At 53.9% G+C, this 12,252-nt stretch carries 8 protein-coding genes; 1 reads left to right on the top strand and 7 read right to left on the bottom strand.

What is annotated here, in order from left to right; all coding sequences use genetic code 11:
* The 7 genes from ACCI51_RS16325 to edd all read right to left on the bottom strand — a co-directional run.
* A partial coding sequence (locus ACCI51_RS16325) for a DUF6531 domain-containing protein (RefSeq protein ID WP_371844517.1) occupies positions 1 to 2,044 on the bottom strand: 2,044 nt, incomplete at its 3' end.
* A gap of 800 nt (positions 2,045 to 2,844) precedes the next feature.
* Positions 2,845 to 4,281: a pyruvate kinase gene (gene pyk, locus ACCI51_RS16320; protein WP_371844516.1), complete on the bottom strand. Its 1,437-nt coding sequence runs from the start codon at positions 4,279 to 4,281 to the stop codon at positions 2,845 to 2,847.
* Positions 4,282 to 4,413: 132 nt separating this feature from the next.
* On the bottom strand, positions 4,414 to 5,448 hold the full coding sequence (gene gap, locus ACCI51_RS16315) for a type I glyceraldehyde-3-phosphate dehydrogenase (RefSeq protein WP_371844514.1): 1,035 nt from the start codon (positions 5,446 to 5,448) through the stop codon (positions 4,414 to 4,416).
* Between the two features lie 142 nt (positions 5,449 to 5,590).
* Positions 5,591 to 6,220, bottom strand: coding sequence for a bifunctional 4-hydroxy-2-oxoglutarate aldolase/2-dehydro-3-deoxy-phosphogluconate aldolase (locus ACCI51_RS16310; RefSeq protein WP_371844513.1), 630 nt, complete (start codon positions 6,218 to 6,220; stop codon positions 5,591 to 5,593).
* Between the two features lie 21 nt (positions 6,221 to 6,241).
* Positions 6,242 to 6,952: a 6-phosphogluconolactonase gene (gene pgl, locus ACCI51_RS16305; protein ID WP_299585625.1), complete on the bottom strand. Its 711-nt coding sequence runs from the start codon at positions 6,950 to 6,952 to the stop codon at positions 6,242 to 6,244.
* 56 nt (positions 6,953 to 7,008) lie between these two features.
* Positions 7,009 to 8,469 carry a glucose-6-phosphate dehydrogenase gene (gene zwf, locus ACCI51_RS16300; RefSeq protein ID WP_371844511.1) on the bottom strand — a complete coding sequence of 487 codons (1,461 nt, stop codon included), beginning with the start codon at positions 8,467 to 8,469 and terminating at the stop codon, positions 7,009 to 7,011.
* 52 nt (positions 8,470 to 8,521) lie between these two features.
* The gene (edd, locus tag ACCI51_RS16295) at positions 8,522 to 10,339 is read right to left on the bottom strand and encodes a phosphogluconate dehydratase (protein ID WP_371844510.1); all 1,818 of its coding nucleotides are present in this window, start codon (positions 10,337 to 10,339) and stop codon (positions 8,522 to 8,524) included.
* Positions 10,340 to 11,155: 816 nt separating this feature from the next.
* Here edd and ACCI51_RS16290 point away from each other — a divergent pair.
* Positions 11,156 to 12,232, top strand: coding sequence for a LacI family DNA-binding transcriptional regulator (locus tag ACCI51_RS16290; RefSeq protein WP_371844509.1), 1,077 nt, complete (start codon positions 11,156 to 11,158; stop codon positions 12,230 to 12,232).
* Positions 12,233 to 12,252: the final 20 nt, after the last annotated feature.

The raw sequence follows: 12,252 nt of genomic DNA, 5'->3' as shown, positions 1-12,252 counted from the left end.
CACAGCGGGCCGAGGGACCTTCGGCATCCCATTCGAAGTGGAAGCGGTAGCCGGTTTTTAGGGTACGCTGCTTAATAACATGCTGGCGGTACTGATACTGCTCGCTGTGGCCATCAGCATCGGTGGCTTTGATCAGGTCGCCCTCATCGCTGTACTCATAGTTGGCGAGTACTTTAATGTGGCCATCGCGGGTTTCTTTTTTCAGTTCACCAATACGCAGGCTCTTAGCCTGCCCTTCTGGTGGGCTGATATGCAGGGCTTCACCGAGACTGCTCTCGATGCAGAGTAAACGCTCATCGATATAGTGGAACAGGTAGAAGTTGCCGTAGCCATCGCGAATTTCTGCGAGCTTAAGAGTCCCCTTATCCCCGATAGCTTTAAAGTGCCTCTGCACTCCATTGGGGGCGCCGTAGGGGGTCACTATCCAATGCTCGTCATTAACGCGAGTAAGCGTTAACTGCTCCACCACATTGTGGCTGCGGCCGCTATCTCCCGGTGCCGGCAGGTTAATCACTCGGCCCTCAGCATCGTGGAGCTGCACCGCTTTGCCAGGGCGCCATAGCAGTTTTTCGCCCAGGGTATGGGTCCAGCCGTGCCCCATACCGAAGTCCTTGGGATTACTGCTGCGGTAGGTGCGCGCTACGGTAAGAGGCAGTGGGCCATCCAGAACCGTATCCACCAGGGTGAGGCGCTCCTCACCCGTTTTTAAGTTAATCGGCTCGCCGCCCTCACAAGCATTCGCATTGCACTGAGAAGTACTACCATTTTGGTTGGTGCCAGTTTCACTATTGGCGCTATCCGGTTCATTGGAAGTGGAACTGCCGCTGGCCTGGTTTCCACCATCGGCATTGGAGCCTGATCCACTCCCCTGGCTACTTTGATTGCTGTTACTGGAACCATTAGAGGAGCTGCTGCTGGAGGAAGAGCTACTCGGCGAGGAACCGCTGGAAGAGGGCGGTGCCGCAGCCTCTGAAGTGCTTAAATCGGAGAAGCTGGCTCCATTGCCCTTGGCATTGCCGCCGCGCTTTTTCGAAAGTAGGTTGCGTTGTTTTTTTAACTTGGCGAAATCCAACATCAGATCGCCAATACCGCGGAAGGCTTTTAACAGGCGCGCATTCTTCACCATGGCCGCTACTGCCCCAACGCCACCGGTAACTGCCGCCAGTACGATCGTGAGAATAATCTCAAAGGCACCGCCGCCCGCCATCTCGGTAATTTCCAGGCTGTGCTGGGCGCTCACGTAATCCTGGGCAAAGCGGAAGATGGTATCGCGCAACGCCGGGTCTTCATAAATAAGCTGGGCTACCTCACAGGCCAGCTCTAATTGCTGCTTAGTAATCTGGGATGGGTCAAAGCCGAGTACATCGACAACTTCCCGTTGAACGGCCGATAAATATTCCCGATGGGACTCCTCAAAGCTTTTGTCATTGAGCAGGTAATTGGCCGTAGCGCTGCTCAGCTCAATCGACTGGCGCAAAGGATGGGTTAGCGCTGCCACTTCCAGCACATCCTTAGCCCAAACAGCTAGCCCCCAGGCGGCATTACCCACACCGGTAGCACCACGATCGATATAGGCGCCCACCTTCTCGAGCTTTGAGCGCTGCTCGTGGCGCTGCTGAATAAGTGCCGCTTCTGCGCGCTCTTGGGCAACAATTTGTTGCAACCCCATACGGATCTTGGTGATCAGCTCAGCCTGCTTGTCGGCCAACGCTGTAGCCGCGAATGGGGCTTCTTCGATAATGAGGCGGTTTTGTACCAGGGCCAGGTAGATTTCTTTTTCCCGACTGCTAAGGTGGCCCGGTGCTTCACTCAGGGGGCCGAGAAAGACCGTGCCCGCCTGGCTGGACTGGATACTGACACTCAGCACGTTACAGGAAATACCATTCAGGCCAAAAAAGTGCTCGTAGATTCCCTGAATTACAGCGTTATCAAACATAGATAGGAGTTGGGTGGCATCCACCTTCATGGGGATACCCATCTGGTACGCCCAGCCAACCCGGACCATATAACGAATGCCTTGTCTATTCTCGACACTTAGCTGCATGGATAATCCTTCAAACGCCGTAAGCCCGCTTTTCGCCAGCTCTCTGTTATCATTTCCTGATCCGATAAATCATCCCAATTTACCTTCTCGTCTCTAATGTAAAAATCCCCGGCTTGATTGCCAGGCTCCTTACCGATACCCAACTGTTCATTCCGCAATCAACGGCTGTAGCTTCTATACCGCTGAATCACATAAAAAGTGGTTGAATTAGGGTAATCACAATCTGTGAAATCTTAAATAGTGAATCTCATTACCCCTGTGGCTTATGGAAAATCTAATTGCCAGTAGTTCCAATTCACCGGTGCTCGGATGGGATGAGGCCAAAGCTACCGGTAAGGGATACCTGAAATTGCGACCTATCGAGGCAGATTACCGCAAATAGATCAGAGGGGATAGATAAACGGCATTACACGAGTAAGACAACTGGTACAAAGAGCTACGCCAACAAAATAACAGAAAACATTCGATTTAAGGCAATCGATGAGTGCGAAACGCTAACGTGTGTAGAAAATTTAATAAAAGTCTCTACGAGAAAAATAAAATTCGTATTTCTTAAGAAAATCCAACCACAGCTTTTTTAAACACAGAATTTACGGCTGTGCTAGCGCCGATAAATTCAGCTAAGCGTTATTAGTTGATTATTAGAGTGATACTCGATAAAGCGTGGAGAGTAATTAGGAGGGAGCAGACTCAGGCCGTTCAATCAAGGAGCCCAGTAAACGGATCAACACTCCCAGCACTATTAAAACCATTACTAACCTCCCAAGGTCTGGAGTTAGTAATGGCTTACACCGTAGGAACTATTCTATTTCTTTAATACGCATGGAACTGGTCTGCCCACCCACATTGAGGCGCTCACCCTGAGTAATCAGTACACGCTGGCCTTTTTGCAAGTCAATACGCGAGCCCAGCACTTCAATAATCGACTCGGTGAGGTGCCCGAGCGGTACGGTGGCCGGATCGTAGCTAATGGGCTCTACTCCGCGCAAAAGTACCAGCTGCCGCGCAACGTTTGGGTGCCGTGTCATCGCATAAATGGGCAGGCGAGTGTTGGCGCGCGACATCATACGTGGGGTGCGCCCAGATTCGGTCAGCGCCGCCACGGCACAGAGGTTCTCTACACGGGAGGCGACATCGATCGCAGCCTGAGCAATAACCGTGTCTATACGATTCGTAGCACCGTGCTCCTGTGGTGTGTAAGGCACACTGCCGAGATACTGCTCCGCACCTACGATGACTTCACTCATAGATTCGACCGCAGACACCGGGTAATCACCGGCGGCGGTCTCGGCGGAGAGCATTACCGCATCAGTACCATCGAGCACGGCGTTGGCCACATCCATCACTTCGGCGCGCGTGGGCGTCGGGCTGGTAATCATGGATTCCATCATTTGTGTCGCGGTGATCACACCGCGATTGAGGGCATTGGCACGGTTGATCAGTTTCTTCTGCACTCCAACCAGCGCGGGATCGCCAATCTCCACACCCAAGTCGCCGCGGGCCACCATAATGGCATCTGAAGCGAGAATCAGAGCGTCCATCTGCGCATCGTTGGCCACTGCTTCGGCCCGTTCAATCTTAGCCACTATAGCCGCCTGACTACCGGCAGCCTCCATAGCCTTGCGGGCAGTTTCCAGATCCTCGGCACAGCGGGGGAAACTCACCGCAAGGAAATCCACGGCCAACTCCGCAGCCAGTTTGATATCCCGATAATCCTTTTCTGTCAGAGCTGGCGCAGACAAGCCACCACCCAGCAGGTTAATTCCCTTGTTATTGGAGAGCTTACCCCCCTGTAAAACGCGGCAGTAAAGCTTGCTCGGTGTTGTACCCGTGACCTCCAGGCGAATCTTGCCATCGTCGAGCAGGAGAATGTTGCCGGAATGGCAATCGCTGATCAGACTGGGGTAATCCACCCCCACGCGATGCGCATCGCCACCTTCCGGTGGACAGTCGAGATCCAAAGTGAATTCGTCGTTGTTCTCGAGGGATACACTACCCTCGGCAAAGCGGGCAATACGGATTTTCGGACCCTGAAGATCACCCAACACCGCGACGGTTTTGCCCTGTGCAGTTGCCACATCGCGTACCTCTTGCACCCGGCGGCGATGGTCATCGGCGGAGCCGTGAGAGAAGTTTATGCGCACAACATTGACACCTGCGCGAATCATTTCATCGATAACGCGCGGCTTGTCTGTACCGGGCCCCAAGGTGGCGACGATTTTTGTATGGCGAATCATAGGATCCCGTCAAATGTTCGTTAAATGAATAATTTATGTGAGCGGTGAACTGTCTTCTTTTCGATGACTTTGCCCCGCTAAGATACAAGACGAATTCACAGGTTTTCCCATACCCCTCTATAAACAATGTGCTCAGGCAGACTCCGCCACCGGCAGATCCAATTGTTGGGCCGCAGCCATAGCCAAGCTCGTATCCAGCATACGGTGGGAGAAACCCCATTCGTTGTCATACCAAGCCATTACTTTAACCAAATTACCGTTCACACGAGTATGGTTGGCATCGAAGTGACAGGAAGCGCTAGTATGGTTGAAGTCCACAGAAACCAGGGGCTGATCGCAATAGCTCAGAATACCATCACTGCCTCCAGCGGCCCGCTGCATAATGTGGTTCACCTCCTCGACAGTCGTATCACGGCTTGCGATAAATTGGCAGTCCACCAGGGAAACATTGTTCACTGGTACCCGCACCGCCATACCATCCAGGCGTCCCTTTAATTCCGGGAGCACCAGACCCACGGCCGCAGCCGCACCGGTCTTGGTGGGAATCATGTTGTCGGCCGCAGCGCGCGCCCGATAAATATCGGCATGTACCGCATCCTGGGTATTCTGATCATTGGTATAGGCATGCACGGTGGTCATAAAGCCTCGCTCTATACCCAGCTCGCACTGCAATGCTTGCGCCACTGGAGCCAGGCAATTGGTCGTGCAGGAGGCATTGGAAACCACGCGATGATCCGCGGTCAGATCGCGATCATTTACCCCATAAACCACGGTGAGGTCCGCATCTTTCGAAGGCGCGGATATCAGCACTGCCGCAGCGCCAGCATCGATATGCGCGGAGGCAGAGGCTTTATCCGTAAAGCGGCCGGTACACTCCAGCACCAGATCCACACCCAGTGCTCTCCAGGGTAACCTGGCTGGATCGCGCTCTTGGAAAACCTGTATACGCTCACCACCGATAATCAGGGCGTCATTATCCACTTTGACTTCCGTGGCAAAGCGACCGTGAATGGTATCGAAGCGGGTTAGGTGTGCGTTTGAGGAAACCGGAGCCAGATCATTAATCGCAACCAGCTCGATACGGTCGCTGTAACCGGATTCGTATATGGCGCGGGTGACATTGCGGCCGATGCGGCCGTAACCATTGATGGCAATTTTAATTCTCATCAGGCGTTACCTTTTTTATTAGCTTTTGATTTCCCCAGTGCACCCAACGATGAGCACACCCTAGCAAACATTTGTTACGGCTAGCCTGGCAGCTTCGCATTTTCCATCAACGATCCCTCTCCAACCACAAAGCACGATTGAGTTAAGGTTTCAGAGCCACGGCTTGTTGGGACAGACGGGTGATCTCTGCCCAGTTTTTTTCCCGCATCAGGGCACTGGAAGCCATCCAGGAGCCACCCACACAAATCACATTGTTGAGGCCCAGGTAGTCGGCTGCATTCTTGGCACTGACGCCGCCGGTTGGGCAGAAGTGCACTTCCGCCAGTGGGCCGGCGAGAGATTTCAACATGGGCACACCACCCGCAGCTTCGGCTGGGAAGAATTTCTGGTAGCGATAACCACGCTCGTAAAGGCGCATCACCTCGGAGGCACTGGCAGCGCCGGGAAGCAGCGGCACCTCGCTTTTTTCCGCCGCATCCAATAATTTTTCTGTAGCTCCCGGGCTCACCATAAAGCCGGCTCCCGCATCGACAGAGCGCTGCAGATCATTGCTATTCAGCACCGTGCCGGTGCCCACATGGGCTTCGGGCAGATGTTTCGCAATAAGCGCCACCGCCGCCAGAGCGGCCTCTGTACGCAGGGTGACTTCGAGTACACGCAAACCACCTTCAAGCAGAGCTTCCGCCAGGGGCAGCGCGTCTTCAGCCTGCTCTATAACCAACACTGGGACCACACCAGCAAGCTGCAAAATGTCGGCGATATTTTTCTGCATCAATCAATTCCAAGTAATTCGTTAAGGTGCCCAATACACCGTGATCGGTTTCAACCCCTGCTTGAGAATACTGCGCACTGGCATTTCCATTTCATCACTGCCGAGAAGGGCCTCACGGTACACTTTCAACTTTTCCTCACCGGTGATCAGCAGCTTGATATTTTTTGCCTGTAAAATCCCACTCAGAGTCAACGTCATTCGTTCGGTATTCGCACCGGTTACGGCACTCTGCTGTGCGGTGATTGCACTGCACAATTTTTCGGAGCGAGGATTTAACGCTTCCTTGAGACCCTGTGCATGGGGAAAAAGAGAGGCGGTGTGACCATCGTTGCCCATACCCAAAATGCAAACATCAAAAGGGCGTATCAGCTCGGCATAGACTCGCTCACAATCGGCTTCGCCCTCAGCAGCGCTGGTATGGGCATTTTTCATACCGAGTAGCGAAGCTTCCGCGGCAAAATTTTGCATCAGGCTTTTTTCAATAAACGCTTGGTTACTGCCTTCGTGAGATTTATCCACCCAGCGCTCATCGACCAGCGCCGCCGTAATCTGTGACCAGGGCAGCGGGCGCTTGGAAAGCTCGCGATAAACAGGCTCAGGGGTGCTGCCGCCAGAAACCAGAAAAGTGGCTTGGCCATGCTCTTTCAAGCCCTTTTGCAGTTCGCAAGCACAATCGTGGACCAGAGCCTGGACGAGGCGCTCACGATTTGTGAAAAATTTTTCTTCTGCCATGAATACTTCCATTCAATGTTGGGGTTTACCCTAAAAAAGGGTAATCCGCCTGTTTATTACTTGGCGTTAAACCAGTGTCGACCACTGCGGGCCAGTAACTCACTGGCCTCTTGTGGCCCCCAGCTACCCGCAGGATAGGGTTTGGGCTGATCGTTGGTTTCACGCCAGTGCTCAATAATCGGATCGACCCAGGCCCAGGCCGCTGCAACTTCATCGCGATGAATAAACAGGGCGGAATTATTCGCGGCGGCATCGAGCATCAAGCGCTTATAGGCGTCACTACGGAAACTGTCGTAGGTATCCGAAAGGGTTAAATTCAATTCCGCGGGCTGCAGCTCTGTGGTCAGGCTATCCATTTTCTTAGCCATCAATACCAACTTAATGCTCTCTTCCGGCTGCAAATGAATCACTAAGCGGTTAGGAATGACATGACCGGCATCTTCACCATAAACGTGATGGGAAACCTTTTTGTACTGCACCACAATTTCAGCACAGCGTTTTTCCATACGTTTGCCAGTGCGCAGGAAAAAGGGCACACCGGCCCAGCGCCAGCTGTCGATATGGGCGCGCAGGGCGACAAAGGTTTCCGTCGCGCTGGCGTCGCCCTCCAAATCCTGCAGATACCCCGGCACTTTTTGCCCATTAATTTCTCCAGCCATATATTGACCGCGCACCACATCCTCATCCACTTTCGCGCCACTGAGTGGACGCAGCGCCTCCAACACTTTAATTTTTTCCGCACGGATATTTTTTGCGGTCATAGAATTGGGGGACTCCATCGCGATAAGACACAGGAGTTGTAAAAGATGGTTTTGCACCATATCGCGCATCGCACCGGTTTCATCATAAAAACCAGCGCGCCCTTCTAAGCCAACCGTTTCTGAAATGCTGATCTGAATATGATCAATGCTTTTCGCATCCCACAAATGCTCAAACAACACATTGCTAAAACGCAGCGCCAACAGATTCTGTACGGTTTCCTTTCCCAGGTAGTGATCAATTCGGAAAATATTGTTTTCCGGGAAGTAGCTGGCGATTTTGCTGTTGATTTCATCGGAAGATTGAGCGTTATAACCGAGAGGTTTCTCCACCACCACACGGGAATTTTTACTGATTAATCCCTGAGCAGAGAGGTTTTCACAGCAGGCTCCAAAAACACCGGGCGGAATGGCCAGGTAAAAAAGACGCACCCGCTGCGGGTCGGAACTAAGGATATCCGACAAGTGCTCCCACTGCTCATCCGGCACAGAAATATCCAGGGAGATAGGGCGTAGTAATTGACTAAAGCCTGTCCAGATGGAACTGCAATACTCGCCATCACTCAGGTATTGCTGCAGAGCCTGATGCGCGGTTTGTAAATATTGATCGGCATCTTTCTGGTGGCGACAAACGGGGAGAACACGGCACCCCTCTTTCAGGCTACCCTCCCTAAAGGCACGATAGAGCGCCGGAATCAGCTTGCGCAGGGCAAGGTCACCAACACCACCAAACAACACCATATCAAATGGTTTAGACATAAATTTTGCTCTGAAATCGTATCTCTTGCGCGGCTACGCAGCAGCGCATTCATTAATAAAGAATACTGGCGCCGCTCTCGGCACCACTGGCAATAGCGCGCATATTCGCGAACAGTTCGCGACCCATACCGCGGGCATTACCAGACAAATCGCACTGCACTATTTCGCGTGCATCAAACTCTTGCTCGTCAACCAGGACGCGCAGCACCCCGGCCTCTGCATCCAGCTCGACGATGTCACCGTCGCGCACCCTGGCAATGGGGCCACCTTCGACGGCCTCCGGCGACATATGAATCGCGGCCGGCACCTTACCGGAAGCTCCGGACATACGCCCGTCGGTCACCAGTGCCACTTTGAAGCCCCGGTCCTGTAATACCCCTAGAGTTGGGGTCAGCTTGTGCAGTTCCGGCATACCGTTTGCCTGGGGTCCCTGAAAACGCACTACCGCGACAAAGTCCCGCTCCAGCTCGCCAGCCTTAAAACGCTGTAATAGCTCATCCTGGTTGTGCAGTACTATCGCCGGCGCCTTCACCTTAAGGTGTTGCGGTTTAATCGCGGAGACCTTGATCACACTGCGGCCGAGATTCCCCTCTAACAGTTGCAGACCACCGTGGTGGGAGAAGGGGTCGCTCACTGGGCGAATCACCGCAGTGTCACCGCTCTCCTCCGCGGTGGGACGCCATACCACGCCGTCCCCAGCATCGTTTAAGAAGGGATCGCGGCAGTAGGGTTCCAGCCCGGAATTACCAAGTACGGTATGCACGTCGGCGTGTAAGAGACCAGCGGAGAGCAACTCGCGGATCAGCAACTGCATACCGCCGGCGGCGGCAAAATGGTTGATATCCGCAGTCCCGTTTGGATAGACATGGCACAGTAGGGGCACCACCTCGGAGAGGTCCGCCATATCCTGCCAGGTGAGCTGGATTCCAGCGGCGCGAGCCATCGCCACCATATGCAGCGTGTGATTGGTGGAGCCCCCTGTGGCGAGCAGGCCCACCACACCATTGACGAAGGCTTTCTCCGTGAGAATATGGGCAATCGGCGTGTGCTGGCTGGGCTCGGTGATTTTTGCCAGTTGCTCGACAGCCGCCTCATTCAGGGCATCGCGCAGACCGGTCCCCGGATTGACAAAAGAGCTACCAGGTAACTGCAAACCCATGATTTCCACCAGCATCTGGTTGCTGTTGGCAGTGCCATAAAAAGTACAGGTGCCAGCACTGTGATAGGAGGCGCTCTCCGCCTCCAGTAACTCGGCGCGGCCCACCTTGCCCTCTGCATACAGCTGGCGCACCCGTACTTTTTCGGCATTTGAAAGGCCGGTGGGCATGGGACCTGCCGGCACAAAAATCGAGGGCAGATGACCAAACGCCAGAGCACCGATGACCAGCCCGGGCACAATTTTGTCGCAGATACCAAGGAACATCGCACCTTCGAACACATCGTGAGACAGGGCTACGGCCGTGGACATGGCGATTACGTCGCGAGAAAAGAGACTCAGCTCCATTCCCGGTCGCCCCTGGGTTACGCCATCGCACATCGCCGGCACTCCCCCGGCCACCTGTGCAGTAGCGCCACAGCGCGCCGCAGCCTCCTTCAGGCGAGCGGGATAGGTTCCATAGGGTTGGTGCGCCGAAAGCATATCGTTATAAGCGGTGACAATACCCAGGTTGGGCCCGCGGCCGGAGGCAATTAGCTGCTTCTCCTTTTCCGGAGAAGCGGCAATTGCGTGGGCCAGGTTGCCACAGGACAGGTGCTCAGTGGCACGCCCTTCAATATGTGCCTTATCCACCTGCGCCAAATACTGAGCGCGGGTTTCTTCACTGCGCTGGATAATACGCTCGGTAACTGCCTGAACCTTGCTGTGAACCATGACCTTTCCGTATTAATCTGCTGCGGCACAGCCCAAGGCCCGTGCCGACGTGATATTGCGATGGCCTGAACCACCAGTGATCGCACATCCCGGCGGAAAATCCCCCGCCGGTTGACTGGGTTGTAGTGCAACCGACGCCCCATCACCCGACAAGGAGCGAGAACGCTAAAGGACTTTATTCCCCTCCGGGCGATTTAGTCGCAACCTTGAACCAAGGAAAAAATAAAAAAACACCTGAAGGCTTTTTTGGCCACCAAGAGTGGAATTTCTTGCTAAGGGCAACCTTTGCTGGAACCCGCAAGCCGCACCGGATACTAGTGGGTCGAACAGATCGAAACCTCCCCCCCACCGCCGGAGGAGGGACCCCGATGACAAAACAAGGAATGCATCCGCAAAACATCGGGCAAGCGCGTTGGAGTGCATTATGTAGTAAAACTACAAAAAACATCAAGCGCCCCTTTCCAGTAAATACCCACAATTAACAAAATGGGCTGACCGGCCTGCCTGAGCGACATTTAAATCAACATAAAAGAAGAAACTAGTACCACGGATAGAGCAAAGGCAGGACTCTGGATTCAAGACCCAAAGCTCAGAAATGTAAGAAAATTACAAAAATAGAAGGTCGCTGAGCCTTGCCCCTCATATGCAGAGTTACTTTATTGCTAGAATCCACCTCCAGCTGAGCTTCTAAACTACTGCCAGACTGTCTTTGTATGGCCGCCCCAAAGCCTGGGGAAGCAGTGGGCCGGAGGCAATAGTGCACCAGGGGCCAAAGCCCACCCTTTACTGCGGATTTTGCGAGAAGGATTGATATCGATGAAAGTCACCATTAATGACGTGGCCGAGCGCGCTGGCGTATCGATCAAGACGGTCTCGCGAGTCATCAACAATGAGCCCTCTGTGCGCTCCAGCACCCGAGAACGGGTTATGAATGTGGTGCAAGCACTCAACTACCGCCCCAATTTAGCGGCGCGCAACTTAGCTGGCACCCACTCTTACTCCATTGCCTTTATTTACGACAATCCAAATGCCTACTATGTAATCGATATGCAAAATGGCATTCTCGAAGCCTGTAGAACGCAGGGCTACGAGCTTTTAATCCACCCCGGCAGCGGCCACACAGACTCTATTCACAGGGAGTTACGCAAGCTGGTGGAGCAGAGCCGAGTTGCCGGGCTAGTACTCACCCCACCGTTCTCGGAAACGCCCGCGGTCATCGATACCCTGACATCTTTGGATGTAGAGTTCGTACGAATTATTTCTGCACAGGATTCTCCTCAGCTGGAGGAAAATTGCATCCATATTGATGACGAGGCTGCCGCCTTCGCCATTACCCAGCATTTACTGCAATTGGGCCACAAGCACATCGGCTACCTCTGCGGCGGCACCGAACATTACTCCACATTGGGTCGCCTGGCGGGCTACAGGAGGGCACTGCGGGAAGCGGGGCTGCCTTTTGAGAGCGAGCTGGTGAAAGAGGGAGAGTATTCTTTTGATTCCGGTGTGGCCGGAGCCACGGCGCTGCTGCATTCACCCACTTCCCCCACGGCTATTTTTGCCGGCAATGACGAAATTGCCGCAGGCGCACTGTTTGCCGCGCGCATGCTGAATATCGAGGTGCCACAGCAGCTTTCCATCGCCGGCTTCGAAGATAGCCCCTTTTCACGCCAAACTTGGCCCAAGCTCACCACGGCCCAGCAACCCAATGAAGACATTGCCCGCTGTGCCGCCGAGCTGGTGCTGGAGCGCATTCAGTGCCGGGGAAACCAAGAAAAGGATCAGCAGCAAGCTGGAAGGAAAACCACCAACCTCCGCCGCAGCTTCACCCCCACACTGGTCGTAAGGGACTCCAGCGGACCTGTGGCGGAAAGGACCCTAAACCCCCAAACGTAAACCCGCACCGAACAACCGAA

Origin of the sequence: Microbulbifer echini (assembly GCF_041447225.1) — a bacterium.
Lineage (GTDB): Bacteria > Pseudomonadota > Gammaproteobacteria > Pseudomonadales > Cellvibrionaceae > Microbulbifer > Microbulbifer echini.
The sequence above is the reverse complement of the archived record's forward strand: the minus strand, read 5'-3'. Positions and strand labels throughout refer to the sequence as shown.

Coding starts and splice junctions, on each gene's coding strand:
- ACCI51_RS16310 (WP_371844513.1), bottom strand. CDS start 6,220: ATGCAGAAAAATATCGCCGACATTTTGCAGCTTGCTGGTGTGGTCCCA.
- pgl (WP_299585625.1), bottom strand. CDS start 6,952: ATGGCAGAAGAAAAATTTTTCACAAATCGTGAGCGCCTCGTCCAGGCT.
- gap (WP_371844514.1), bottom strand. CDS start 5,448: ATGAGAATTAAAATTGCCATCAATGGTTACGGCCGCATCGGCCGCAAT.
- ACCI51_RS16290 (WP_371844509.1), top strand. CDS start 11,156: ATGAAAGTCACCATTAATGACGTGGCCGAGCGCGCTGGCGTATCGATC.
- edd (WP_371844510.1), bottom strand. CDS start 10,339: ATGGTTCACAGCAAGGTTCAGGCAGTTACCGAGCGTATTATCCAGCGC.
- zwf (WP_371844511.1), bottom strand. CDS start 8,469: ATGTCTAAACCATTTGATATGGTGTTGTTTGGTGGTGTTGGTGACCTT.
- pyk (WP_371844516.1), bottom strand. CDS start 4,281: ATGATTCGCCATACAAAAATCGTCGCCACCTTGGGGCCCGGTACAGAC.